The sequence below is a fragment of the Photobacterium sp. R1 genome, assembly GCF_054600795.1.
Window position 1 is genome coordinate 12435 of sequence record NZ_BAAHZP010000004.1, and the last position, 26811, is coordinate 39245.

Annotated in this window: 22 protein-coding genes; 12 read left to right on the plus strand and 10 right to left on the minus strand. The window is 53.9% G+C overall.

Translation table 11 applies throughout. The features are described from left to right. Positions 1–42 precede the first annotated feature (42 nt). The 3 genes from ACYP03_RS08025 to ACYP03_RS08035 all read right to left on the minus strand — a co-directional run bounded on the left by ACYP03_RS08025 (position 43) and on the right by ACYP03_RS08035 (position 2791). Positions 43–663 carry a TIGR04211 family SH3 domain-containing protein gene (locus tag ACYP03_RS08025; RefSeq protein ID WP_371929351.1) on the minus strand — a complete coding sequence of 207 codons (621 nt, stop codon included), beginning with the start codon at positions 661–663 and terminating at the stop codon, positions 43–45. Positions 664–810: 147 nt separating this feature from the next. Further along, entirely contained in the window at positions 811–2079 is a 1269-nt protein-coding gene (locus tag ACYP03_RS08030; protein ID WP_248141488.1) for an inorganic phosphate transporter, read from the minus strand. A 31-nt stretch (positions 2080–2110) separates the two neighbouring features. After that, positions 2111–2791 (minus strand): TIGR00153 family protein, encoded by a 681-nt coding sequence (locus tag ACYP03_RS08035; RefSeq protein ID WP_248141487.1) that lies wholly within the window; start codon positions 2789–2791, stop codon positions 2111–2113. A 440-nt stretch (positions 2792–3231) separates the two neighbouring features. Here ACYP03_RS08035 and ACYP03_RS08040 point away from each other — a divergent pair, with 440 nt between their 5' ends. Continuing rightward, positions 3232–4749 (plus strand): CYTH and CHAD domain-containing protein, encoded by a 1518-nt coding sequence (locus ACYP03_RS08040; RefSeq protein WP_459779186.1) that lies wholly within the window; start codon positions 3232–3234, stop codon positions 4747–4749. Positions 4750–4772: 23 nt separating this feature from the next. On the opposite strand, the gene ACYP03_RS08045 is transcribed toward ACYP03_RS08040, so the two are convergent. Continuing rightward, the gene (locus ACYP03_RS08045) at positions 4773–5630 is read right to left on the minus strand and encodes a potassium channel family protein (RefSeq protein WP_459779187.1); all 858 of its coding nucleotides are present in this window, start codon (positions 5628–5630) and stop codon (positions 4773–4775) included. Positions 5631–5841: 211 nt separating this feature from the next. On the opposite strand from ACYP03_RS08045, the gene ACYP03_RS08050 reads away from it, so the two are divergent. The 3 genes from ACYP03_RS08050 (at position 5842) to hldE (ending at position 11977) form a co-directional block, all read left to right on the plus strand. Continuing rightward, complete coding sequence (locus tag ACYP03_RS08050) at positions 5842–7437, plus strand: methyl-accepting chemotaxis protein (RefSeq protein WP_459779188.1); 1596 nt, start codon at positions 5842–5844, stop codon at positions 7435–7437. Positions 7438–7591: 154 nt separating this feature from the next. Continuing rightward, positions 7592–10450: a bifunctional [glutamate--ammonia ligase]-adenylyl-L-tyrosine phosphorylase/[glutamate--ammonia-ligase] adenylyltransferase gene (glnE, locus tag ACYP03_RS08055; RefSeq protein WP_459779189.1), complete on the plus strand. Its 2859-nt coding sequence runs from the start codon at positions 7592–7594 to the stop codon at positions 10448–10450. A 96-nt stretch (positions 10451–10546) separates the two neighbouring features. Next, a complete protein-coding gene (gene hldE, locus ACYP03_RS08060; protein ID WP_248141483.1) occupies positions 10547–11977 on the plus strand; it encodes a bifunctional D-glycero-beta-D-manno-heptose-7-phosphate kinase/D-glycero-beta-D-manno-heptose 1-phosphate adenylyltransferase HldE in 1431 nt (476 codons plus the stop codon). 78 nt (positions 11978–12055) lie between these two features. Here the strand turns inward: hldE and tolC are convergent, their stop codons facing one another. Next, entirely contained in the window at positions 12056–13351 is a 1296-nt protein-coding gene (gene tolC, locus ACYP03_RS08065; protein ID WP_248141482.1) for an outer membrane channel protein TolC, read from the minus strand. Between the two features lie 414 nt (positions 13352–13765). Here tolC and nudF point away from each other — a divergent pair, with 414 nt between their 5' ends. The 8 genes from nudF to idi all read left to right on the plus strand — a co-directional run bounded on the left by nudF (position 13766) and on the right by idi (position 22127). Then, the gene (gene nudF / locus ACYP03_RS08070) at positions 13766–14410 is read left to right on the plus strand and encodes an ADP-ribose diphosphatase (protein WP_459779190.1); all 645 of its coding nucleotides are present in this window, start codon (positions 13766–13768) and stop codon (positions 14408–14410) included. Continuing rightward, complete coding sequence (locus ACYP03_RS08075; RefSeq protein ID WP_330960447.1) at positions 14389–14838, plus strand: DUF1249 family protein; 450 nt, start codon at positions 14389–14391, stop codon at positions 14836–14838. The genes nudF and ACYP03_RS08075 overlap by 22 nt, the downstream gene beginning before the upstream one ends. A gap of 28 nt (positions 14839–14866) precedes the next feature. After that, entirely contained in the window at positions 14867–15691 is an 825-nt protein-coding gene (gene cpdA / locus ACYP03_RS08080) for a 3',5'-cyclic-AMP phosphodiesterase (RefSeq protein WP_459779191.1), read from the plus strand. Next, a complete protein-coding gene (gene yqiA, locus ACYP03_RS08085) occupies positions 15691–16269 on the plus strand; it encodes an esterase YqiA (protein WP_330960449.1) in 579 nt (192 codons plus the stop codon). The genes cpdA and yqiA overlap by 1 nt, the downstream gene beginning before the upstream one ends. Positions 16270–16389: 120 nt before the next feature. Then, a complete protein-coding gene (gene parE / locus ACYP03_RS08090; protein ID WP_459779192.1) occupies positions 16390–18279 on the plus strand; it encodes a DNA topoisomerase IV subunit B in 1890 nt (629 codons plus the stop codon). Between the two features lie 73 nt (positions 18280–18352). Further along, on the plus strand, positions 18353–20620 hold the full coding sequence (gene parC / locus ACYP03_RS08095; RefSeq protein WP_459779193.1) for a DNA topoisomerase IV subunit A: 2268 nt from the start codon (positions 18353–18355) through the stop codon (positions 20618–20620). A 168-nt stretch (positions 20621–20788) separates the two neighbouring features. Next, positions 20789–21514: a 1-acylglycerol-3-phosphate O-acyltransferase gene (locus tag ACYP03_RS08100; RefSeq protein WP_459779194.1), complete on the plus strand. Its 726-nt coding sequence runs from the start codon at positions 20789–20791 to the stop codon at positions 21512–21514. 76 nt (positions 21515–21590) lie between these two features. After that, positions 21591–22127 carry an isopentenyl-diphosphate Delta-isomerase gene (gene idi / locus ACYP03_RS08105; protein ID WP_459779195.1) on the plus strand — a complete coding sequence of 179 codons (537 nt, stop codon included), beginning with the start codon at positions 21591–21593 and terminating at the stop codon, positions 22125–22127. A 97-nt stretch (positions 22128–22224) separates the two neighbouring features. Here idi and ACYP03_RS08110 read toward each other — a convergent pair whose 3' ends face one another. From ACYP03_RS08110 to argF, 5 genes are all read right to left on the minus strand, one after another. Next, positions 22225–22614, minus strand: coding sequence for a RidA family protein (locus tag ACYP03_RS08110; RefSeq protein ID WP_211647082.1), 390 nt, complete (start codon positions 22612–22614; stop codon positions 22225–22227). A gap of 83 nt (positions 22615–22697) precedes the next feature. Next, on the minus strand, positions 22698–23678 hold the full coding sequence (locus ACYP03_RS08115) for a trypsin-like peptidase domain-containing protein (protein WP_459779196.1): 981 nt from the start codon (positions 23676–23678) through the stop codon (positions 22698–22700). 248 nt (positions 23679–23926) lie between these two features. Next, positions 23927–24391, minus strand: a complete 465-nt coding sequence (pyrI, locus tag ACYP03_RS08120; RefSeq protein WP_248141473.1) for an aspartate carbamoyltransferase regulatory subunit — start codon at positions 24389–24391, stop codon at positions 23927–23929. A gap of 15 nt (positions 24392–24406) precedes the next feature. After that, positions 24407–25336 (minus strand): aspartate carbamoyltransferase, encoded by a 930-nt coding sequence (pyrB, locus tag ACYP03_RS08125; protein WP_330960454.1) that lies wholly within the window; start codon positions 25334–25336, stop codon positions 24407–24409. Positions 25337–25597: 261 nt separating this feature from the next. Then, positions 25598–26602, minus strand: a complete 1005-nt coding sequence (gene argF / locus ACYP03_RS08130) for an ornithine carbamoyltransferase (RefSeq protein ID WP_330960455.1) — start codon at positions 26600–26602, stop codon at positions 25598–25600. Positions 26603–26811 lie beyond the last annotated feature (209 nt).

The window sequence follows — 26811 nt, forward strand, 5'->3', positions numbered from 1 at the left end:
CAGCCGGGGCTGCCTTTTTTGATTCGGGGGAACCGTCGGGGATTACGCCCAGCCGTTATTGCGCTTTTTACGACGCGGGATCAGGTGCGGCAGGATCAGGCCGAACAGCAGACCACCACCGGCAACCATACCGCCGTAGGTAAACCACTTCATCAGCAGGTCATCTGCCTGAGTATCCAGTTTGGCGCGTAGTTCGCGGATTTCTGACTGAGAGGTAGACAGTTGTTCATTCAGCTTGGTATTGCGTTCTTCCAGCTCGGAGATTTGCGTACTGCGGCTTTCCAGTGAAGACTGAAGGGTTGCATTGCGTTCATCGCTGGATTTTCTGGCGTTCGCCAGCGCTTTTTTCACTTCGCTCAGCTCTTTTTCGAGCTTCGGTAAGCGCTCTTTCAAACCAACCTGATTGGAAATGTAATCACTGCTGACCCAACCGGTACGGCCGCGATCATCAGTCACTTTGACAAACCCAGTTTCCCGGTTTGTTTCCAGCACGGTCACTTTCGTACCGGAGTTCACGCTGCCTAAAATTTTATATTGCGTGCTTGGTCCGCGATGCATGTAAGTAAACAAGTCATCGGAGATATAACGCACCTGCTGAGCGTGTACCTGCGCTGTCATCAGCACAGTGACAGCGGCAAAAACTAAGCGGATAAGTTGCTTCACACTGAGATCCTTGAAGGAGCTTGGTTAATCGATGGAGCACAGATACTAAGAATTTTGCGCCAATGGCGCAAGCGAAGAGGGAGGCATTGCCTCCCTCTTTTGACCTTGTGCTACTTTTTGGCAAAGTTTACCGAAGGTTGACTGAAATCAGCCAAAAGCCGCTTGCATTACGTAGAAGAAAATGACTGACAGCAGCGCACCCGCAGGCAGGGTGATGATCCAGGAGGCCACGATATTACGGACCACGCCCAGATTCAGTGCAGCAATACCACGGGCAAAGCCAACACCCAGGACTGCACCCACCAGTGTTTGGGTGGTTGAAATCGGCAGGCCGGTGCCCGATGCCAGGACAACCGTTGAAGCGGTTGCCAGCTGTGCAGCGAAACCACGGCTTGGCGTCAGTTCGGTAATCCCGGTACCTACGGTAGCCATAACTTTGTGGCCCAGGGTTGCCAGACCGACAACGATACCAAAACCACCCAGCGGTAGGATCCACCATGCAATGGCACTTTTCTCAGACAGTTGACCCATGTGCTCAACGGTTGAAACAACCGCAGACAGCGGGCCAATTGCGTTTGCTACGTCGTTTGAACCGTGCGCAAAGGCCATGGCACAGGCCGTCACGACCATCAGCAGGCTGAATACACGCTCTACACCCGCATAGCCATTGGTGCCGGAAGATTGCTCTGCATCCTGATAGTTACGGCGGATGTACAGGTAACCAAAGGCCATAACGACCAGAGAGACTGCAACAGACGCCAGCCAGGCTTCTGTGGTGCTCAGATGCAGACCCACGTGCTTCAGACCTTTCTTGATGGTCACCAGCGCGATCACCATCGCGGTAATGAACATATAGACAGGCACAAAACGCTTGGCGTTGATCAGCGGATTATCGGTATCAAAGATCAGACGCTGGGCACTGATGAAAATCACGTATGCGAAAATACCCGAGATCAGCGGGGTCACGATCCAGCTGCCGACGATGCCCTGGACTGAAGCCCAGTCAACGGCTTCAGTGCCGACTGACACACACGCAAAACCGATGATGGCACCGATGATGGAGTGAGTGGTCGAGACCGGCCAGCCCATGTAGGACGCCAACAGCAGCCATGAACCGGCTGCCAGCAGCGCTGACATCATCCCGTAAACCAGGATTTCAGGCTGGGCCGCATAGTGAGAGGTTTCAATCACCCCTTTCCGGATTGTGTCTGTGACTTCGCCGCCTGCCAGGTAGGCACCGGCAAACTCAAAGATCATCGCGATAAAAATCGCCTGTTTGACCGTCAGCGCTTTGGAACCAACCGAGGTTCCCATTGCGTTTGCGACGTCATTGGCACCAATACCAATCGCCATAAGAAAGCCAAAAAGGGCCGCCACCATGATAATCACGGTGCCATAATTAGCCAGGATTTCCATTGTAAAACCTTGTTTTTATTACCGTTGCTCGTTATGAGCGGGATAGCATAATTTCGAGACGAGATCCGACGCGTTGAGCCTGATCGGCAATGCCGCCGACCCATTCGAGGATCTTGTACATGAACATGACATCGACAGGATTGTACTGGTCTTCAACCTTGCGTAATTGCTGACGCAGGGTGACCTGCATACTGTCGGTATCGTCTTCGATGACATCAAGCTGGTTAATCATTTCAGCAACCAGCGTGACTTCACGGCCTTTGAAACCGGTTTCCAGCAGTTCATCCAGTTCATGGATGACGCGACTGGCCTGATTGGCGGCATCAAGGCAGCGTTGAACATAGGCGAGAAAGTTTGCGTAAAGGTTCTCAGGGATGTCTAGCTGACGTCCGTAGACGCGCCCTGCGATATCCTTGGCGAGGTTAGCGAGTTTATCCTGCTGAGTCAGCAGGTCCAGCATGTCAGTCCGGTCGACTGGCATGAAGAGGCCGCGCGGGAGCTTGAGACGGATTTCACGTTTCAGCACGTCCGCATCTTTTTCAAGCTGCGAGATTTGCTCACGGTACTGTCCGGCTTTTTCCCATTCCTTGGCGTGGCACGCTTCAAAAAACGGAACAAGCAATTCACAACATTCGTTGACACGCGTGATATGGCGTTGCAACGGTTTGATTGGGGATTTAGCAAAGAGCCCCATGATTGTATTTACTGGCATAGCCGATCAACCTAAAGATACCTGTGATAAAGGCGAAATCTTGAGCGATGAATCTGAGCCTGCTGAGGTTTGGACTCCCGTTCCGTAAGCGATCAGATGTCGCGTCGGTTAAGGCTGAAAGGAGGTGCTGCCGGATAAACCTGATTCACGGAATGAAGCGGAATAGTTGTCTCAGCTCTTTCTGAGCTGAACAAGCGCTTCACTGCGTTACTCATCATTTATTTAGCGCACTAAACTCCATGATTCGTGCCTTGATTAGCGCTTATTTCAGCACTGAACAGAACAAATAATCCAAAGGTCAACAGGCCCTGTGGCGCGCATGGTAACGTATAACGTAGTACAGGGAAACACATTTTGTGCTGCTATTTGGGGAGATTTCCTGCTTGCTCCCGGCAAGATTAGCAAATATCCTTGGCTGGCTACCGTTTATAGGGACAATTATGGAAACCGAGATAGAACTGAAGTTTTTCGTCTCAGCGGAATTTTCGAGTCATCTACTGCGAAAAATTGCCAAAGCCAAAATCTTGCAGCAAAGCAGTAAGCGACTGGGTAACATTTATTTCGATACCCCTGAGCAAATTCTTCGTCAGCATGACATCGGCCTGCGGGTTCGCCGGATTGATGATGTCTACATTCAGACCCTCAAGACAGCAGGACGTGTTGTTGCCGGACTGCACCAGCGGCCTGAGTATAATGCTGAACTGAACGGCCCGCAGCCGGACTTATCTTTACACCCTGCCGATGCCTGGCCGGCACATTTCGAGATTGCCGCCATTTCTGAACAGATCGCGCCTTTATTCTCGACCGACTTTGAGCGGCAGCAGTGGCTGGTCGCGATGCCGGACGGCAGCCAGATCGAGCTGGCTTTTGATCAGGGCGAAGTCCGCGCCGGTGATCGCAGTGAACCGATTTGTGAAGTCGAGCTGGAGCTGAAATCCGGCCAGACCGATGCATTGTTCACGCTGGCCCGTGAGCTGTGTGATGTCGGCGGAATCCGGCTGGGTAACCTGAGCAAAGCTGCCCGGGGTTACCGTCTGGCGGCAGATTATGCCGGCGATGCGGTGAAACCTTTGTCCTACGTCCCGCTTCACGCGGATGCCAGTGCTGAGCAGGCACTGATGATTTCGCTGGAGCATGCCTTAGAACAGTGGCATTACCACGAACAGATTTATGTTGAGCGCCAGGAACTGGCGGCACTGACTCAGATCAGTCAGGCGATTTCGCTGATCCGTCAGACTTTGGTGGTGTTCGGCAGTATGATCCCCCGTCGTGCCAGTGCGCAGTTGCGTCAGGAGCTGAGCTGGCTGGAAGGCGAGCTGGACTGGCTGGAAGAAGCCGGAGCGCTGGATCGCTGGCTCGCCGAGAAAGGCCATGCCCTGAAAAAGCTCAATGCCCGTAAAGCTTTGGTGAAACAGCTGAAAGAGCGGCAGGAAGAATTGCCTGAACCCGATGATGTCCTGCGTCTGCTGCACTCATCACGGTACTGTAATTTGCTTCTGAATCTCAGCAGCTGGCTGCTGAGCCGGGGCTGGCAGCCGTTTCTGGATGAAAAGGCCAGAGAGCGGCTGGCGGCATCTGCAAAAGCGTTTGCTGATTCAGCTTTGGCAAAAGCCTGGGAAGAGCTGGGCGACGCCTTTGGTGCCCAGCGGGCGCTCAGCCGGGCGGACTATCTCGATCAACAGCCCCGTCTGCTTCGGAATCTGGTTGGTGGATTGTGTTTTGCATCTTTATATGATGCGGAACGTCGCGATGTGTTCCGAAGCCCGTGGCTGGATGTGCTTCAGGGGATGGAAGATTTGCGTCAGCTTGAACCGATTCGGGTGCTGCAGCCTGAGTTTGAGGAAGAAGAGGACCGCAAGCAAATTGATAAATGGCTGCACCGCAAGGAAGACTCCCTGCTGCATGCCATGGATCAGAGCCGGCAAATCGGGCTGGCACAGCAGCCTTACTGGCCTTAATCTTTTTTCCTGTCCGACCCGGCTCAGTCCGTGTCCGGTGACGAACGCCTTGTCTTTTCATCCGACAGATTCGTGTCGGTGAGAGGGGAAGGCGTTTTTTGTTGCCTGCGTTCTGCCTGCCTTGTGGCTTCGGCAAGCCTGCTTTCTAGCGAACTGATGCGATCCAGTAAGACTTTCTGGTTATGTAACACTTTATCCCAGTGAACCTGATCATGCGGATGTCTGGGCGGTGCGTGCTTTCCCGGTTCTGAAACGAAAGAGCTGATCAGACCGGCGACCATACCAAATAAACCGACACCACAGGTAATAATGACGGTGGCCAGCAGTTTTCCCAGCGTGGTAACCGGATAGTGGTCGCCGTATCCCACGGTTGAAATCGTCACAAACACCCACCACAGGGCATCATCTGCACTGAGTATATTGGCGTTCGGATCTTTGCTTTCAATGATGAGGATCAAAGAGGAACCAACGGTAACTAGTACAGTGAGCAACAGAAAAATAGTTGCGAGGGTGGCTTCCCGGCGATAAGCCATGATGTGCTGCAGGATCTGCTGACCGGATCGAAGCAGCCGGAGGACCCTGAAAATCTGGATGACCCGCATAAAGCGTAACGGCTCAATGATGGGAATACTGGCAAGGAAATCGGGCCAGTGTTTTTTCAGATAGTCGCTTTTACTTTGGCTTCTCACCAGATCGGCGGTGAGCTGGAGCCAGAAAAACAGACAAATCAGGGTATCTATGGTGACAAACAGGGTATATATCCTGTCATTGCGCGGAATAAAAAACAGACTGGAGACCAGTGCAAGAGACACGAAAGACAAGATGAGCGCAACCAGGCTCATCGGATTCAGTTCATGTTTGACGCCATCGATCTTTTTCATCATTCAATTTTAGTTATTTATAGCAGGCATATTATGATATTCGGTACCGCTAGCAAGTTGAATTTACTGGTGTTGCCGAGTGAATTGCAAGTTTGTTTTGAGCAGATTCAGGCCTGTCTTCACTAAAAATAACACTGGCTCCTTGCAGCCAGGCAGGCATCAAGCGTTCGAGGATCGAACCGCTGGCTAAGACAAAGGAGATCCATCCAATATGGTTGAAATGGTTTTCAAGCCCTGGGAAAAGGGAATCAGCAACATCAGACTCGTCCCCAAACTGGTTTTACTCATGGTGTTCAGTACGGTTTTACTGATAGGGAAACAGTTGTGGGATGCCCGGACGTTTTATCAGTCGGTTGTCGACATTCAGAAAGAGCAGGCCAGAGAGCAGGCGCTGAATCAGGCTGCGATGCTGTCGGTTTTATTCGCTCAGGGGGATGCGGGACTGCAGCAGGCTGTGTCGGTCATTGAAGCGCAAAAGGGGCAGGACGGTGCTTATACCTATCTGGTGAATACCGCTAATGGTCAGGTGAACGGACATCCGGCCACAAAGCAGCTCAACGGTTTAACGGCGCAGACAGACAGTGGTCAGGCGCTGGGGGCGCAACTGGCGCGGCTGACTGCCGCACAGGCGCTGACACTCGGGGACGGCAAGCGTTTTGAATATGCCGTGCCGGTGGCCGGGACCCGCTGGCTGATCGTTGCGTCACAGTCCGGTGCAGAAGCCGACAGTTATTACAGTGCTTACATGGTGCAGATTGCCTGGCAGACCGCCGCAATGATTGTGGCTTTCATGGTGCTGTTGCTGGGGGCTGCCAGCCTCATGTTGCGCCAGACCGGTTATCTGGCCGAAGCAATCAAGCGTATGGCAAACCGGGACTTTTCTCAGCCGGTGGTGATGGATTGTCAGGATGAATACGGCGATCTGGCCCGTGAACTGGAACGGACACGGATTCAGCTCAGTGAGGTAATCCGGAATCAGCGCGCCGCTTCCACAGAGCTGACTGAACTGGCCGATATGATGTCTGTCAGCATGCAGGAAACCAAAGAATCAGCGCAGGAAGAATTCCACGAAATAGACCAACTGGCCTCGGCTATGAGCGAGATGACCTCTACGGTTCAGACCGTGGCAGAAAATGCCCGCGAAGCTTCAGGAGCCACGGAAGGTACTGCCGCTCAGGCCAATCAGGGACAGCAGTTTGTGGCGAAAACCATTACCACGATTGATCAGCTGTCGACCGATATCCGGGCATCGGCCGAGGCCGTCAGCCAGGTTGAAACCCGGGTGGAGCAAATTGGCACTGTGATTGTCACCATTCAGGGCATTTCCGAACAGACGAACCTGCTGGCACTGAATGCGGCGATTGAAGCTGCCCGCGCCGGTGATGCCGGACGCGGCTTTGCGGTCGTGGCCGATGAAGTCCGGAATCTGGCACAGCGGACCCAGACAGCGACGGTGGAAATTCAGGAGATGATTGGTCAGCTGCAGGACAGCGCCAAACAGGCGGTCGGCCTGATGGAGCAAAGTGTGGTTGAGGCGGCCGAAGGGGTCGATCTGGTGACCAGTGCCGGCGGTGAACTCGATAAGATTGTCGAACAGGTTCAGCGGATCAATGACATGAATTTCCAGATTGCATCTGCGTCTGAACAGCAGAGTGCGGTTGCCGAGGAAATGAATCAGAACCTGAATAATGTCAGAGAGCTGGTTGAAGCTTCTGTCGTGGTGGTGACCGAACTGACGGAGACCGCGGATACGATGAAGGGGCACTCGGCAGATCTGGAACAAAAAATTCAGGCCTTTCGGATCTGACGGACCTAACCCCTCTGACTCGACTGACAGCGCCCGCCAATTTGGTGGGCGTTCTTTTGATGGGCCTCAATGCCCTGATCCGTTATCTTAGTCGGAAGATGTCAAATACTGCGACGTTGGGTGGACAGCCCTTACCACTTGCCAAGGAATGAATATGACACACGCACGCCTTCAACACGCCACTGAAAGGGCGATGGAAAAGCTACAGCAAGCGCACCCTGATCAACTGGCACAATGGCCATCAACATGGCAGGACGAACTGAATCAGGTATTGGGGCTGAGCGATTTCATACAGGCTTCGTTGATTCAGGATCCCACGTTGTTGCCCTGGCTGGCGCAACAGCTGGAGCAGGCGGAGCGTGCCGACTGCTATCGTGAAGCGCTGCGGGAACTGTTGTCTGCTGTAACCGATGAGGCCGCTTTATTACGGGTGCTGCGTGGTTTCCGGCGTCGCGAAATGGTCTGGATTGCCTGGCGGGATTTTACTCAGCGGGAAACGCTGGATCAGAGCCTGTCGCATCTTTCCCGTCTGGCAGAAGCGCTGATTATGGAAGCTTATCACTGGCTCTATGCCCAGTGCTGTCAGGAATTCGGAACGCCATGCAGCGCGGACGGTGTCCCTCAGCCGATGCTGATCCTGGGGATGGGCAAACTGGGTGGCGGCGAGCTGAATTTTTCATCTGACATTGATCTGATCTTTACCTATCCGGAAAACGGTGAAACGCAGGGCGGACGACGCAGCCTGGCGAATGCCCAGTTCTTTACCCGTCTCGGTCAGCGGTTGATCAAGGCGCTGGATCAGCAGACGGTCGACGGATTCTGTTACCGGGTCGACATGCGCCTGCGCCCGTTCGGCGACAGCGGCCCTCTGGTCATGAGTTACGCTGCTCTTGAAGATTACTATCAGGAACAGGGACGTGACTGGGAGCGTTACGCCATGATCAAAGCGAAGGTGATGGGTGACGAAAGTGCTGAACATTATCAGACGCTCCGCCAGATGCTGCGGCCATTCGTGTTTCGCCGCTATATCGATTTCAGTGCCATTCAGTCGCTGCGGCGGATGAAGTCTATGATCAGTTCGGAAGTCCGCCGTCGCGGCCTGACCAACAATATCAAGCTGGGGCCCGGCGGGATCCGGGAAGTGGAGTTTATCGCGCAGTCATTTCAGCTGATCCGGGGAGGGCGGGAGCCTTCATTGCGGCAGCGCGGGCTGAGAGAAACGCTGGCGGCGGTGAATGCGCTGACGTTGCTGCCTGAAACACAGGTTGAGCAACTGACACAGGGGTATGCTTTCCTTCGCCGTCTGGAAAATCTGCTGCAAGCCATTCACGACAAACAGACTCAAACGTTGCCGGACACGGAATTGGATCAGATCCGGCTGGCAACGGCGATGGGTTATGCCGACTGGGTGGCACTCTCGGCAGAGATACACCGGCACATGGCAGCCATTCACCGGGTGTTTGAGGATATTGTCGGCGCGGATGAGGAAGACAGTCATGATGCGGCGGCGCAGCCTTATCACGAGCTCTGGACTCTGATTGAAGATGAGGAAATGCTCGTTGCGGTACTCAGTGATGTCGCAGCACCAGACATTGAAGATCAGGTGGCAGTGCTGACCCGGTTGAAAGAGGAACTGTCGAAGCGGACGATCGGACCGCGTGGCCGTGAGGTACTGGCACGCCTGATGCCGGAAGTCTTCGCCCGTATCGTCACCCGGGACGATGCCGCGCTGGTGCTGTCGCGGATTAGCCAGTTGATAGTCCGGATCGCGACCCGGACCACGTATCTGGAACTGCTGAGTGAACATCCGGGCGCACTGGATCATCTGGTCCGTCTTTGTGCGGCCAGCTCAATGGTGGCTGAGCAGCTGGCTCAGTATCCGATTCTGCTCGATGAACTGCTGGATCCGCAGCACCTTTATCATCCGGTGCCGCTGGATCAGTATCAGGCTGAGCTGCAGGAATATCTGGCACGGATCCCGGAAGAAGATATGGAGCAGCAGATGGAAGCGATCCGCCAGTTCAAGCAGGCGCAGCTCTTGCGCATTGCTGCAGCGGATATCGCGGGGGTGCTGCCGCTGATGAAAGTGAGTGATCACCTGACTTATCTGGCTGAGGCGATCATCGGCGCTGTGGTGAAACAGGCCTGGCTGCAGATGGTGGCCAAATATGGTGAGCCGTCGCACCTGGCGGAGCGTCGCGGCACGGGATTCGGCGTGATCGGTTACGGCAAACTCGGCGGGATTGAGCTGGGGTACGGCTCTGATCTGGATCTGGTGTTCCTGCACGACTGTCCGGCGGATGTATATACCACTGGTGAGAAGGCTATTGATGGCCGCCAGTTCTATCTGCGTCTGACCCAGCGAATCGTCCACCTGTTTTCAACCCGGACAGCATCCGGTGTGCTGTATGAAGTTGATATCCGGCTGCGTCCTTCCGGCGCTTCCGGGCTGCTGGTCAGTCCGCTGGATGCATTTGCCGAATATCAGGCTAACGAAGCCTGGACCTGGGAACATCAGGCACTGGTGCGTGCCCGGATGGTATACGGTGACGATGTGCTCAGACCGGGTTTCGATCAGGTTCGAGCCGGGATCCTCTCTCAGCCCAGGGATGCTGAGACGCTGCGTCAGGCTGTGGTGGAGATGCGTGAGAAAATGCGGCAGCATCTCGGCCGGAGAAAGGCGGGCCAGTTTGGCTTGAAACAAGACCCGGGCGGGATCACCGATATTGAGTTCATCACGCAGTATCTGGTGCTGTGTCACTGTGCCCAGCAGCCTGCGCTGACCCGCTGGTCTGACAATATCCGTCTGTTTGAAACGATGGCAGCCAAAGGCGTGATGGCACCCGAACAGGCGCAGGCGCTGATTCAGGCGTACTGTACGCTGCGGGATGAAATTCATCGTCTGAACCTCCTGGGGCAGGATGCTTATGTGGATGAGGGAGAATTCGCGGCGGAACGCGATGTGGTCACCCATCTGTGGCAGCAAATTTTTGAGGTTTCATCGCAGGTGTAATCGAGTGTTAACCTGATCCCGGCGGTATTCCCCCGGTGTATGCCGTACAGGCTTTTATGATAGTATTTCGCAGTTTTTACCGTTCCGGAGAGAAGAATGAAACTGACACTGCCTGATTATGACCAAGCCAGTGTGCTGGTTGTGGGTGATGTGATGCTCGATCGCTACTGGACTGGCCCGACAGGACGGATTTCACCTGAAGCGCCGGTTCCGGTTGTGAAAGTGGACCAGATTGAAGAACGTCCGGGCGGCGCGGCCAACGTGGCTATGAATATTGCAGCGCTGGGCGGCAAGGCGCGTCTGGTCGGTCTGACCGGCATTGATGATGCTGCGCGTGCATTGAATGAAAAGCTGTCCTCGCTGAAAGTCCGTTGTGACTTTGTCTCCCTGCCGGATTACCCGACGATCACCAAGCTGCGGGTGATGAGCCGTGGTCAGCAGTTGATCCGCCTCGATTTTGAAGAAGGTTTCCATGATGTGGATGCGGATCTGATCCTGCCGCGTCTGGAGCAGTCGCTGCCGAATGTTAAAGCGATGATTCTGTCTGATTATGCCAAGGGTGCACTGGAGCATGTCCGTGCCATGATTGAGCTGGGTCGTCGCAGCGGCGTTCCTGTGCTGATCGATCCGAAAGGCACAGACTTTGAGCGTTACCGTGGTGCGACCATGCTGACGCCAAACCTGTCTGAGTTTGAAGCCGTTGCCGGAAAGGCAAGCACAGATGAAGCGCTGGTGGAAAAAGGTTTTGCCCTGATCGACCAGTACGAACTTGAAGCACTGCTGGTGACGCGCAGCGAGCATGGAATGACCTTACTGCAAAAAGGTCAGGAACCGCTGCACATGCCGACGCAGGCAAAAGAAGTTTATGATGTGACCGGTGCCGGTGATACCGTGATTTCGGTCCTGGCTGCCTCGCTGGCGGCGGGCAAATCCCTGTCGGATGCCTGTAAGCTGGCGAATGCCGCAGCAGGTGTTGTGGTGGGTAAACTGGGAACCTCCACACTGTCGACAATTGAACTGACCAATGCAATTCACGGCAGTCAGGACAGTGGCTTTGGTGTGATGACCGAGAGTCAGCTGAAGCTGGCGATGAATGCAGCGAAGGCACGGGGGGAGAAAGTGGTCATGACGAATGGCTGCTTCGATATCCTGCATGCCGGTCATGTTGCTTATCTGAACGAAGCGGCCAAGCTGGGAGATCGTCTGATTGTCGCGGTGAATGCTGACAGTTCTGTCCGTGCGCTGAAAGGTCCGGGACGTCCGGTGAATCCGGAAGATCGCCGGATGGCCGTGCTGGCGGGTCTGGCTGCGGTGGACTGGGTGGTGCCTTTTACCGAGGAAACGCCACAGCGTCTGATCAGCGAAATCCTGCCGGACCTGCTGGTGAAAGGTGGTGATTACAAACCAGAGCAGATTGCCGGTGGCCGTGAAGTGATTGCGAATGGTGGCGAAGTCCGTGTACTCAATTTCGAGGACGGTTGCTCAACCACGGAAATCATTGAAGCGATCCGCGGCGGTAAAGGTTAACTGCCGCCAACGCATTGTGCACACAATAAAAAAGCGCCCTCAAGGCGCTTTTTTTGTATCGGATATCGGAGTTCCGAATTATTTCTTCTTGGCCGGGATCAGACCCTGATTGACATCCAGAATGTCCTGTTCATTCAGAGAACCGACAGCCTGCTTCAGTTGCAGCTGGCTCAGGATGTAATCATAACGGGCATTGGACAACTGCCGGTTGGCATCGTACAGACGGCGGGTTGCATCCAGTACGTCAACGATCGTCCGTGTACCCACGTCAAAACCGGCTTCAGTCGCTTCCAGGGCTGAACGGGCTGAAACGACAGACTGTTCGTAGGCCTTCAGGGCACCAATCGAAGCATTGATGTTGTTATAGGAAGCGCGGACATTTTTCACCACACCACGATAGGTTTCTTCCAGCGTTTCGCTGATTGAAACATAGGAGTACTGAGCCTGTTTTACTTCAGATGTAACCCGGCCGCCGGTGTAAACCGGCAGTTTCAGGTTAATACCGGCACTCAGGATGCCCTGATCAATGTTGCCGCCCTGCTGCATCTCGTCGTAGCTGTAACCCGCATCAAAGCTCAGGGTTGGCAGATGTCCTGATTCTGCCAGTGCAATCTGATCGCGGGCAACATCTTGCGCGATACGGGCATTGAGCAGGTTCAGGTTCTGACTTTCTGCATTGGTCAGCAGAGTTGTAACTGCGTTATTCGGGCGGCTGGCCGAGAAACGCTGGGTATCCAGCACCAGCAGATCTTTATGCGCCTGACCGGTAATTTCACGCAGGTCTTCATAACTGTTGGTCAGCGCGTTTTCTTTCAGGATTTCATCAGCCAGGACGCTGTCATACTGAGCCTGTGCATCATGCACGTCTGTAATCGCGGAAAGTCCGACTTCAAAACGCTGCTTAGTCTGCTCCAGCTGGCGGCCGACTGCGGCCTTTTCGGCACGGACGAATTCCAGATCGTCCATGGCTCTCAGTACAGAGAAATAAGCGGTGGATACACGCAGAATCAGGCTTTGCTTGGTTGCAGCATAGCTGGCATCCGTCTGACGGGCCTGCTTTTCGCTGATGTCCAGGTTGACCCAGCTTGCACGGTTATACAGGGACTGAGTCAGACTCAGGCCGCCTTTGAATCCTTCATCTTTGGAATCCAGACGGGTTGCCTGTAAACCGGCAGTCAGATTGATTTCTGGCAACAGTGCACTGCGGGATGAATTAATCGCTTCGAAAGCGGTATCTTTATCAGCCGCGGCCCGGAGCAGCTGAGGGTCGTTCTGTTTGGCCTGTTCGTAGATATCGGCAAGATCGTCAGCCATCGCAAAAGGGCTGAGTCCACCCAGTGCTAGGCCGAGATATAGCGGAAGCAATTTTTTCATGAATGCTTTTCCTGAAGTCCTGACAAATAATGTGCAACGTTCAGTTTACCTGATGATACCTTGCTTGAAACTGATCAATTGTGATTTTTTTGCGCAATTCTAACCATAGAACACGCTTTTACTTGATTGTAATTGCAATCTTTTTGACGTGATGTCGCAATGATAGCGAAAAAATTTATGATGGTTCAGCAAGTTTTCACAAGTGTGACACGGTTGTTCATACAGCTTACCATCGTCTCATACTGAATCATGGCTCAATTTCGCGTCAGGTTAAAAAAATCTGCAACATTTATCAAAAAAGTTGAGTTTACCCATTGCCTCATCACTGGGATGAATGAAAAAATGGCGTTTTGGCCGAATGTGAGCCTTTCTGGCGACTAAGCGGTGAAGACGTTGCGCTGAAGGAGAATACAAATGCCGGAGCAATTGACCGATGGTCCCGGAACGCTGGGCCTGACCGATGTGGAAATCACGGAGGAAGAAGTGCGTTATCAGGGCTTTTTCCGGTTAAAGGCTTTTCATTTTCGCCATCGCCTCTTTGCCGGTGGCTGGAGCCAGCCTCTGACCCGGGAAATGCTGGACCGGGGCCATGCCGCAGCTTTGTTACCCTATGATCCGGTCCGGGATCAGGTGGTTCTGATTGAACAGTTCCGGATTGGGGCACTGGCCGGGGACTGTCAGCCCTGGCAGATGGAAATTGTTGCGGGCATGATCGAGCCGGGTGAGAGCGCAGAAGCCGTAGTCAGCCGCGAAGCCGTTGAGGAAGCCGGGCTGGATGTCGGCCAGATGAACTATATCACCCGCTATTTGTCCAGCTCCGGGGGCTGTTCGGAAACCCTGAGTGTGTATGCCGGTTGTGTCGACAGTCGTCTTGCACAGGGGATTCACGGGCTGGAAGATGAAGGTGAGGATATCCGCGTTCATGTGGTCAGCCGCCAGCAGGCTTATGACTGGGTGACGTCTGGTAAAATAGAAAATGCAGCCAGCATCATTGCGCTACAATGGTTGCAGCTACACTATCAGCAGTTACAGGCCGAATGGGCGAAGGAAGGGAAGTGAGTCACAAAAGGTACACCGTCGATCTTGCAGGCATCATGCGGTTATATGAAACCAATTATGCGAAGCTGCTTCCATTGCTGCCAAAAAGTGAGGCAGTGGGGGAGGAGTGCGCCTATCAGGTTGGCAGCCATGATTATAAGCTGCGTATTCTGGAGTCAACTCGCTACACGACATTGATCCAGCTGAAAATGGAAACCGACAGTGGTTTGCCGGATTACCTGATCCCGACCTTTACCGTCCGTTTATACCATGACGCCAGGGTGGCAGAAGTGTGTTCCATTCAGCAGATTTCGCGTTTGAAGCCAAGGTATGATTACCCTAATTTGCGGATGCACCAGAAAGATGAGAAACATCAGGTCAATCGCTTCTTGGGAGATTGGCTGGCTTACTGCCTCAGGAATGGCCTGAGTAAGCAATCGGTTTATTAACGACTTTATTCAACAAGGTTTTGACGTTTTGCAGACCTATTCTCTGCCGCAGAAAAATTCAGATAGTGTACTGTTGCTGCAACTGACCGATACCCATCTATTTGCGGATGAGACCGGTAGTCTGCTGGGTGTCGCAACGAAAGACAGTTTTCATGCCGTGCTTGATGAAGTGGCGGCACAGTCACGTCCGTTTGATGCCATTATCGCCACCGGCGATATCTCTCAGGATCACACCCCGGAATCATATCAGCGCTTTGCCGACGGGATCGGCCGCTGGGCACAGCCATGCTTCTGGTTACCCGGGAATCATGATTATCAGCCAAGTATGAAGAGTGTGCTGCCTTCCCCGCAGATCAAAGCCTGTGATCAGGTGCTGGCGGGTGAGCACTGGCAGGTCATTTTGCTCGACAGCCAGGTTGTTGGTGTGCCGCACGGTGAACTGAGCGAGGCGCAGCTGGCGATGCTGGCGCAGGCGCTGACTGCCGAGCCGGACCGTCACGCACTGGTTCTGTTGCATCACCATCCGCTGCCGGCCGGCAGCCGCTGGCTGGATCAGCATCAGCTGAAAAACAATGCGGCGTTCTGGCAGGTGATTTCGCGTTTTCCGCAAGTGAAAGCTGTGTTGTGCGGCCATATTCATCAGGAGCTGGATGTGCTGCATCAGGGCGTCCGCGTGCTGGCAACACCGTCGACCTGTATTCAGTTTATGCCTGATTCCCATGATTTTGCACTGGACCAGTCGAATCCGGGCTGGCGCTGGCTGGCATTGATGCCAACCGGTGAAATTGACACCCGGATCGAGCGGGTACGCAAGCGTTCTTTCTCACCCCAGTTTGATGCGGCGGGTTACTGATGGACGCACTGCTGCTTTATCTTCACGGTTTCAACAGTTCTCCCCAATCGATGAAAGCTCAGCAGATGGCGGATTACTGCCGGGCTGAGCGCCCGGACATCCGGGTCGAGATCCCACAACTGCCCTGCTATCCAAGCCAGGCAGCGCAGTTTATTGATACATTAGTTACTCATCTGAAGCCGACATACCGGATTGGGTTGGTCGGCAGTTCTCTGGGCGGCTATCTGGCGACCTGGCTCAGCCAGCGACACGGATTACCTGCGGTGCTGGTGAATCCCGCCGTGAAGCCTTTTGAACTGTTGATGGATTACTTGGGTGAGCAGATGAACCCCTATACTGACGAAGTGTATTCCCTGGCGCCGCATCATATGGATGAGCTGAAAGCGCTGGAGATCGGGCAACTGAGTCATCCCGAACTGTTGTGGTTGCTGCAGCAGGAAGGGGATGAAGTGCTCGATTACCGCCAGGCGGTGGAAAAATACGCAGCCTGTCGTCAGACGGTAGAACCGGAAGGGGATCACAGTTTCATCGGATTTAATCGCTATCCCGCCGATATCGTCCGCTTTTTAGGTTTATAACTGTTTCGCAGCGTGCTCTGGGGCACGCATGATTCATCAGGTCTCAGCCAGCCTCAGCTTGACATCAAGGCTGAGGTTACTGACTATTGTGGCAACATTTTCTCGTAACTTTCCGAATCTATGACAGACCAAAGCTATAACGCCGGAGCCATTGAGGTTCTGAACGGCCTGGAGCCGGTTCGCCGCCGCCCCGGCATGTACACCGACACGGCACGGCCGAACCATCTGGGCCAGGAAGTAATCGACAACAGTGTCGACGAGGCACTGGCTGGCCATGCCAGGAAAGTCGAAGTGATCCTGCATGAGGATCAGTCGCTCGAAGTAATCGATGACGGCCGGGGGATGCCGGTGGATATTCACCCGGAAGAAGGGGTATCAGGGGTCGAACTGATCCTGTGTAAACTCCATGCCGGGGGTAAATTCTCCAATAAAAACTACCAGTTCTCCGGGGGGCTGCACGGGGTGGGTATCTCCGTGGTGAACGCCCTGTCTACACGGGTGGAAGTCACGGTCAAGCGCGACGGTCAGGTCTATCAGATCGCGTTTGAGAACGGTGACAAAGTCAGTGAACTGGAAGTGATTGATACCTGTGGCCGTCGGGCCAAAGGTACCCGGGTTCATTTCTGGCCGGATGCCAAATACTTCGACAGCCCGAAATTCTCGGTCAGTCGCCTGAAGAGCGTGCTGAAAGCCAAGGCCGTGCTGTGTCCCGGTCTTGAAATCGTCTTTACCGACAAGATTGCCAACGAAACACTGCGCTGGTGCTATGAAGACGGCCTGAACGATTATCTGTTTGAAGCCGTCAAAGAATACCCGTTAGTGCCGGAAGCGCCGTTTACCGGTGTGTTCTCCGGTCAGAATGAAGCGGCTGACTGGGCGGTGGTCTGGCTGCCGGAAGGCGGCGAGCTGCTTACCGAAAGCTACGTCAACCTGATCCCGACGGCTCAGGGCGGCACCCATGTGAACGGGCTGCGTCAGGGCCTGCTGGATGCGATGCGTGAATTCTGTGAATTCCGAAATCTGCTGCCGCGCGGCGTGAAGCTGACGGCAGAAGATATCTGGGACCGCTGTGCTTATGTGCTCTCAGTGAAGATGCAGGATCCGCAGTTTGCCGGTCAGACCAAAGAGCGCCTCTCGTCTCGCCAGTGTGCTGCGTTTGTTTCCGGAGTGGTGAAAGATGCCTTCAGTCTGTGGCTGAATGAGCGTCCGCAAATTGCGGAGCAACTGGCTGAAATCTGTATCGCCAACGCCCATCGCCGGATGCGTGCGAGTAAAAAGGTGGTCCGGAAGAAAGTCACCAGTGGTCCGGCGCTGCCGGGTAAACTGGCTGACTGTTCGCAGCAGGATCTCAGAAGAACCGAACTTTTCCTGGTGGAGGGGGACTCGGCCGGCGGTTCCGCCAAACAGGCCCGTGACCGTGAATATCAGGCCATCATGCCGTTGCGCGGTAAAATCCTGAATACCTGGGAGGTTTCTGCTGATCAGGTACTGGCCTCGCAGGAAGTACACGATATTTCCGTCGCGCTGGGTATTGACCCGGACAGTGATGATCTGAGTGGCCTGCGCTACGGTAAAATCTGCGTGCTGGCGGATGCTGACTCGGATGGTCTGCACATCGCAACCCTGCTGTGTGCGCTGTTTATGAAGCACTTTGAAGCCTTGGTGCGCGCCGGTCACGTTTATATTGCGATGCCGCCGCTGTACCGGCTCGATCTGGGCAAAGAGGTTTACTACGCGCTGGATGAAGCTGAAAAAGAAGGCATTCTTGATCGCTTAAGCGGCAAGCGCGGAAAGGTCAATGTCCAGCGCTTCAAAGGTCTGGGTGAGATGAACCCGATGCAGCTGCGTGAAACCACGATGGACCCGAATACCCGTCGTCTGGTGCAACTGACGATTGATGACGACGAGCAGACCAACCAGATGATGGATATGCTGCTGTGTAAAAAGCGTTCTGAAGACCGCCGCAGCTGGCTGCAGACCAAAGGTGATCTGGCCGAAGTCGACGTGTAAGCCGACGACCCCATGACTGATTTCCTCCTGCCGGGCAGACCGGCAGGAATGAGGACAACACGGATTTAGCACCATGACTGATGTCTCAATGGAAGGTATCGAGCAGCTTCCGCTGCGAAAGTTTACTGAAGATGCCTATCTGAATTACTCCATGTACGTAATCATGGACCGGGCCCTGCCGTTTATCGGCGATGGCCTGAAACCGGTACAGCGCCGGATCATTTACGCAATGTCTGAGCTGGGTCTGAGTGCCACAGCCAAATACAAGAAATCGGCTCGGACCGTGGGTGACGTGCTGGGTAAGTATCACCCGCACGGTGACTCGGCCTGTTATGAAGCCATGGTTTTGATGGCGCAGCCGTTCTCGTACCGTTATCCGCTGGTTGACGGCCAGGGGAACTGGGGTGCACCGGATGACCCGAAATCGTTCGCGGCCATGCGTTATACCGAATCGCGCCTGTCACGTTTTTCTGAAGTGCTGCTCAGTGAGCTGGGTCAGGGCACGGTCGAGTGGGGCCCGAACTTTGACGGCACCATGAAAGAACCCCTGATGCTGCCGGCCCGTCTGCCGCACATCCTGCTCAATGGTGTCACAGGGATTGCCGTGGGTATGGCAACCGATATTCCGCCGCATAATGCCCGTGAAGTCGCCAATGCCGTGGTGCATCTGATCGAACATCCGAATGCTGATCTGGACGAGCTGATGACGTTCGTCAAAGGTCCGGATTATCCGACGGAAGCGGAAATTACGTCTTCGAAAGAGGATCTGAAAAAGATTTACCGCACCGGGAAAGGCAGCGTGAAAATGCGTGCGGTGTGGAGCAAGGACAACGGTGAAATCATTATCACCGCGCTGCCGCATCAGGTCTCCGGTTCGAAACTGCTGGAGCAGATTGCCGGGATGATGCGGGCGAAGAAATTGCCGCTGGTGGAAGACTTGCGTGATGAGTCGGACCATGAGAACCCGACCCGGATTGTGATCGTGCCGCGCTCGAACCGCGTAGACTGCGATCAACTGATGGAGCATTTGTTTGCGTCGACTGATCTGGAGAAAAGTTTCCGGGTCAACCTGAATATGCTGGGTCTGGACGGACGCCCGCAGGTGAAAGGTCTGGTGACGATTCTGTCTGAATGGCTGACCTTCCGTCGTGAGACGGTGCGTCGCCGTCTGCAGCACCGTCTGGACAAAGTGCTGGCCCGCCTGCACATTCTGGAAGGTTTGCTGGCTGCTTATCTCAACATCGATGAAGTGATTGAGATCATTCGTACTGAGGATGATCCGAAAGCAGAACTGATGAGCCGTTTCGGGCTGAGTGCGACTCAGGCGGAAGCGATTCTTGAGATTAAATTACGCCAGTTAGCCAAACTGGAAGAGATTAAGATCCGTGGTGAGCAGGACGAACTGAATAAAGAGCGCGAGAAGCTGGAACAGCTGCTGGGCTCTGAACGTCGCATGAACACCCTGCTGAAAAAAGAACTGCTGGCCGACGCTGAGAAATACGGTGATGACCGTCGCTCGCCGCTGGTCGAGCGTGCTGAAGCCAAGGCGATGACTGAGCGCGATCTGCTTCCGAGTGAAGCGATTACCGTGGTGTTGTCTGACAAGGGCTGGGTTCGTCATGCCAAAGGCCATGAGGTGGATCCGAGCACGCTGAATTATAAGTCGGGTGACAGCTATCTCAGCCACGCTCGCGGAAAAAGCAATCAGCCAGCCGTCTTTATTGGCAGCGACGGCCGAAGTTATGCGCTGGAATCTCATTCGCTGCCGTCTGCGCGCAGTCAGGGTGAGCCGGTTACCGGTCGTCTCAACATTACCCCAGGCAGCAGTGTACGGCAGGTTCTGATGCCGGAAGATGAGCAATACTGGCTGATGGCGTCTGATGCCGGTTATGGTTTTGTCTGTAAAGGCAGCGACATGATTTCTAAGAACCGGAATGGTAAGGCGCTGCTGAGTGTTCCGGCTGAATGTGAAGTGATGCCGCCACAGCCGATCTCGGATTTGAAATCAGATCAGGTGCTGGCAATCACCAATGAAGGCCGGATGCTGGTCTTCCCGATCCAGGATCTGCCACAGCTGGGTAAAGGGAAAGGGAATAAGATCATCAATATTCCGGCTGCCCGAGCCAAATCTCGGGAAGAGTTCTTGTCGCATCTGCTGGTACTGCCAGCAGGCGGTGAGCTGACGCTGTATGCCGGTAAGCGTAAGCTGGGACTGAAAGCTGCGGATCTGGAGAACTTCATCGGTGAGCGCGGACGTCGCGGGGCGATGCTGCCGCGTGGCCTGCAGCGGGTCACCAGCTATGAAATGACCTCTCCGGATCAGGACGATGATCAACTCTGATGATCACCCTGAGCTGTAAGTGATGAAGCAGGCCTCATTTCTGAGGCCTGTTTTGTTTCTCCGGGGCATTTGAACTGGTGTCAGGATCCGACAAAAAAGCCGTTTTATGGATGTAATTTCCCTTTGACTGGGTATACTAGCGCACGCTTGTACGCTGAGGAGAATTTGATGATTGCTGTATTTCGACTGTTGGCACTTGCGCTGTTTGCCATCGTCATGTTTGTGTTCGGTTGTGGTTATTGCCTGCTGAGCCCGCGTAACCCGAAACATGTTCACACGTTTGCCCGTTTATTCGCGAAAATGTCCCGTATCCTAGGCATTCGGCTGGAATTACGTGTGGCAGATGCAGCCAAAGAAGTCGGCCCGAGCGTGCACATCGGCAACCACCAGAATAACTACGATCTGTTCACCATTGCCGGTGCAGTTTTGCCGCGTACCGTAACGGTCGGTAAAAAGAGCCTGCTGTGGATGCCTTTGTTTGGCCAGCTGTACTGGCTGACCGGCAACATTCTGATTGACCGCGCGAACCGCAGTAAAGCCATGGGGACGATCGGACAGGTTGTTGAAAAGATTAAAGAACGAAAGGTATCGGTGTGGATGTTTCCGGAAGGAACCCGCTCCCGTGGCCGTGGTCTGCTGCCATTTAAAACCGGTGCGTTTCATGCTGCGATTGGTGCCGGCGTACCCGTCGTCCCGATTGTGTGCAGCACCACAGACCATGTAAAGTTTAATCGCTGGAACAATGGTGTGGTGATTGTTGAAGTGATGCCACCGGTTTTGACCGAAGGGATGACCAAAGAAGACATTCGTGAGCTGTCAGAGCGTTGCCGTGATCTGATGGTCGCGAAGCTGGATGAGCTGAATGCTGAAGCTGCGGCCCGATCCGCCAAATAATCGTTTCACGGATTGTATTGTCAGGAAGACAGGCCATTGGGCCTGTCTTTGTTTTTGTCGTCAGAAAAGGTGAGTCATGAGCCGGGAATTTGTGATATTGGTGAATCAGGCCGGTGAGCATCTGGGGCTGGCTGAAAAAATGCAGGCTCACCGGGACGGTTTGTTGCATCTTGCTTTCTCGGTGCTTTTGTACCGGGAAACCGCAACAGGCAGAGAGTTTCTGCTGCAGCAGCGGGCGATGGGGAAGTACCACAGTGGCGGCTTGTGGACCAATACCTGTTGCTCTCATCCGCGTGAGGGAGAAAGCCTGCAACAGGCCGCATCACGGCGTCTGGACGAAGAGTTGGGGATCAAGGACGTGACGAGCTTTGAGGAAGTGGCCCGATTTATTTACCGCGCAGCGCTGGATAACGATTTAGTTGAGCATGAACTGGATTATGTTCTGGTTGCAGAAACGCCGGTTCTGGCTCTAGCGCCCAATGCGGATGAAGTGATGGCTTACCGCTGGTGGCCAGAGGCGGAACTCTCCGCTTGCCTGGCGCAATCCCCTGAAACTTTTACGGCCTGGTTCAGTGAAGTCTATAAGCATACGCTGGAATCACTCCGTCCATAAAATTTGCGCACAAAAAAAGACGGGCCGGACCCGTCTTTTTCTTTCATTGCATTGTTAAATCCGCATTTTTGCATCAGAGCCCGGGGATTGACCGGAATCAGGCTTTGCGTACAGCAATGGCTTCGATTTCGATTTTCACGTCTTTTGGCAGACGGGCAACCTCAACGCAAGAACGCGCCGGGTAAGGGGCATGGTTTTCATCGAAGAATTGACCATACACTTCATTGACGGTGCCGAAGTCGTTCAGATCTTTCACAAACACGGTCATTTTCACGATATCTGACACTTTCAGACCAGAAGATTCGACAACGGCTTTGACGTTTTCCAGAGACTGACGTGCCTGTGCCGCGATATCTTCCGGGACTTCACCGGTCGCCGGATTCACTGGAATTTGGCCGGAAGTCAGAACCATGTTGCCCAGATCCACGCCCTGAACATATGGGCCGATTGCTGCAGGCGCTTTGTCTGTGTGCAGTACTTGAGTCATCGTTGTTCCTTATTGATTCATTGTGAAGGTGCTAGGGTCACCAAACCCTAGTGTGCAACGCCTTCTCTGGCAGGTCAAAAGGTTTACTCCTGAAAAACAGGGACCAGCCGGGAGTTTTGAATCACTTCGGGATCAGACTTGTCAGCATCGCTTGTCTGATAATCCGCTGGTGCGTCTGCTTTCAGGGCGACATCTTTACTGTCATTTGTGGTTACGGGGAAGGTCCCTGTCACCTGAGTCTGGAAGCTGCTGAGCGGTGACGGGGTCGGACGGGACTCGGACACCGGGGCAGGCGCGGGCCGGAATGCTGCGGTTTCAGGATTGTGAGGTAGACCCAGTGCGTCCGGTACATCGGTGTTACGGTTGATGCGTCGGACATAAGGAGAGACTTCGATACTGGCGAGGTCATGACTGGCGGATGTGGGCGTGATCCCTAGCTCGGCCAGCCAGTCGAAGATCAGGGTGGCCGGGATAAACTGGCTGTAGCGGAGAGCCGGACGCAGGTTTTTCAGATCTTCCGGATTGTTCACGATGGCGACTGTGATCCCGACGACCTCGCCGGCGTCATTCAGCACCGGGCCGCCGCTCATACCGGACATCACTGGGGCATCACTCAGTGAGTACAGGCACTGGGTGTTGGTATCAATGACGTCCTGCAGGTATTTGCCCTGGCCCTGAATGCTGTTCCCCAGCAGGGAATGTCCCAGATGAGTGACATCCTGATCCGGGTAAATCAGTCCCCAGGTTGGCACGCTGGCGGAATCGGTCCGGATCAGCGCCAGATCGCAGAGCGGATGATAAATCACATCCCGGTTCCAGGAATAGCGGGCGACATGTTTGGCCGTGACCTGAAGATGCGGTGTAATCGGGACTGACGAACCGAATCCGCCAAGCAGGATGGGCACACCGATCACCACCTGCTGATTGGCAGCATGTGTCGGTGCCTGAGAAACCTCACCATTGGTCATGATACAACTGACAAGCCCCAGAGCCAGAACCCCGGCAAACAGTTTACCTGCCCATTTTTTCAGTAAAAGATGACAATACTGCGCATTCCAATTCATTGAATGTCCCTGCTTCAGTGCCTGTGACACAGGACGAAAACGTGAAACCCCAGAAGAAACGCAGCGGAATGACCTGATGGAAGTCAACGATGCGTGGCGTTTTTTCTGAGTCTAGGGAGCAGACTGACGAGACAATGTTGTTGAACTGAGAATGGCGGGGCTGAGGAGTCAAAAGGCTGTAAAAACAGTAAAGCCGGCTCAGAGGTGAGCCGGCTTTCTCAGTTTTGTCATCGGAGATGGGCGGACAATCAGTGGTAATCGGTGACGATATCGCGTGCAAAGACTTTTTCACAGTATTTGCACTTCAGACGGACTTCTTCATGTTTGGTCAGAACTCTGAAACTGCTGTCAACCGGCTCATTGTGGGTGATGCAGTTTGAGTTCGGGCACTTGAAGATCGCGTTGATCTGGGCAGGCAGTGACAGCGTCAGCTTCTTCACCACCTGATAGTTTTCAATCTGATTGACCGTGGCTTTTGGGGCATACAGCGCCAATTGATTGGCCAGCTCTTCATTCAGGAAGACATTTTCAATTTTGATCAGATCCTTGGTGCCCTGAACGGAAGAGGGCAGATTCAGACCAATGGTCACTTTTTCTTTGGCTTCGTGCAGCTGGAACAAACGCAGGACCTTGATGCCGATATTGGCAGGGATATGGTCGATGACAGTGCCGTTTTTGATCGCTTCAACCTGAAGTTGGGTATCTTTTGTCATGATGGTATCTCCTGCTTAAAGATTTGGGTTCAGCACCAGTGCCAGCAGTGCCTGACGGGCATAGACCCCGTTTTCTGCCTGCTGGAAATAATAGGCGTGCGGGGTGGTATCCACATCTGTGGTGATCTCATCAACCCGTGGCAGCGGATGCAGCACTTTCAGGTTTTCCCGCGCATTGGCAAGCATGTCTGCATTCAGAATATAAGCCGCCTTCATGTGGGCATATTCCGACTCATCGAAGCGTTCTTTCTGCACCCGGGTCATATAGAGGATGTCCAGTTCAGGGATCACTTCTTCCATCTGCGTATGCAGGCTGTACTGAATGCCGGCTTCGTCCAGCTCTTCGCAAATGTAATCCGGCATCGCCAGCGCTTCAGGTGCGATAAAGAAGAAGCGGATGTTGTTGAATTTCGACAGTGCCTGCGTCAGAGAGTGGACGGTACGGCCGTATTTCAGATCACCGACAAAGGCGACATTGAGATTGTCCAGCCGGCCTTGAGTTTCAGCAATACTGAACAGATCCAGCAGGGTTTGGGTCGGGTGCTGGTTCGCTCCGTCGCCCGCGTTGATGACCGGAACTTTTCCGGAAAACTCGGATGCCAGACGGGCCGCGCCTTCCTGCGGGTGACGCATCACGAAGGCATCGACATAAGAGGTGATGACCTGCACGGAATCAATCAGGGTTTCGCCTTTCTTGGCCAGTGACGTATTGCCGCCGCTGTCAAAGCCAATCACACTGCCGCCCAGGCGCTGAATTGCCGTTTCGAACGACAGGCGGGTACGGGTCGATGGCTCGAAGAAACAGCTGGCGATGACTTTATGTTTCAGCAGCTCTGGGTTGGGTTCCTTTTTCAGCTGTGCGGCTGTTTCAACGATCAGTTCGAGTTCACTGCGGCTAAGCTCGGGGATTGAAATAATGTGCTTATGGTATAGCGAATTCGCCATGGCGCTTCCCTCTTTGGTCTGGAACAAGTTGCTTCAGCTCTGTCTGGTCCGGAGTTACAGGTAAAAAAAAGCCCCCTGAGATCAGGAGGCTTGTGGATTCGGTTTCGGAGAAACAAAAACGGCACGGCTCGCCGTGAACCGGCGGCGTCGCTGCAGATTTTGCATTGCGATCAGGGCCATTTTTTGCTCTCTCCAGACAAATTGCGGAGGATTATACCGTCATTTTTCTGGGGCGCAAGCGTTTGCCCGGTTGGATGTTCGCTAGCTGCCCAGTGTTGCTACCATCACGGCTTTAATCGTGTGCATCCGATTTTCTGCCTGATCAAAAACAATCGAATGTGCCGACTCAAAGACGGATTCAGTTACTTCCAGCCCGGACAGGCCGTATTTTTCTGCCACTTCCTTCCCGACGGTGGTTTCATCATTATGAAACGCGGGCAGGCAGTGCATGAATTTGACGCTGGGATTGCCGGTTGCTTTGAGCGTGGATGAATTCACCTGGTAAGGCAGCAGATCCTTCACCCGTTCATCCCAGGCAGACGGCGCTTCACCCATCGAGACCCACACATCCGTGTAGAGATAGTCACATCCTTGAACACCTTCCTCAACCGATTCGGTCAGGGTGATACGTGCGCCGGTTTCCTTTGCAATTTCAAGGCATTGTTTAACCAGTGTCTCTTCCGGCCAGTAGGCTTCCGGCGCAACCAGACGGATATCCATCCCCATTTTTGCCGCACCCACCATCAGGGAGTTGCCCATGTTGTTCCGCGCATCGCCCAGATAGGCAAATTTGATTTCCTGCAGCGGTTTCTCCGGGATGTGTTCCTGCATCGTCAGAAAGTCAGCCAGGATCTGCGTCGGGTGGAATTCATCGGTCAGACCGTTCCAGACCGGTACACCAGCGTATTGCCCCAACTCTTCGACGATATCTTGTCCGAAACCGCGGTACTGGATGCCGTCATACATCCGGCCCAGCACCCGGGCGGTGTCTTTCATTGATTCTTTATGACCAATCTGACTGCCTGACGGTCCGAGATAGGAGACACGGGCGCCCTGATCAAAAGCCGCCACTTCAAAGGCACAGCGGGTACGGGTCGAGGATTTTTCAAATATCAGGGCAATATTCTTGCCGTTCAGGCGCGGCTGCTCGTGGCCGGTATATTTGGCTTTTTTCAGTTCTGCGGAAAGTGTCAGCAGGTGCCCGATTTCGCGTGGGGTGAAATCCAGCAGCTTGAGAAAATTCCGGTTGCGCAGATTAAATGCCATATCTCGTCCTCGTGTTCATGACTTCAGCGAACACTGATCGCTGCGTTATGTATGTAAATACGTTATTTGTGAATAATTACCCATAAAATATGAAATTATATATGCTCGTGTCAATCGTAAAAGTCAGCTGAAAAGCCGGAAAAAAGCGCGGTCGGTCCGTGCTGGATTGCCCGGTCTGGTAACGGTCATGAAACCCGGGAAAGAAAAGG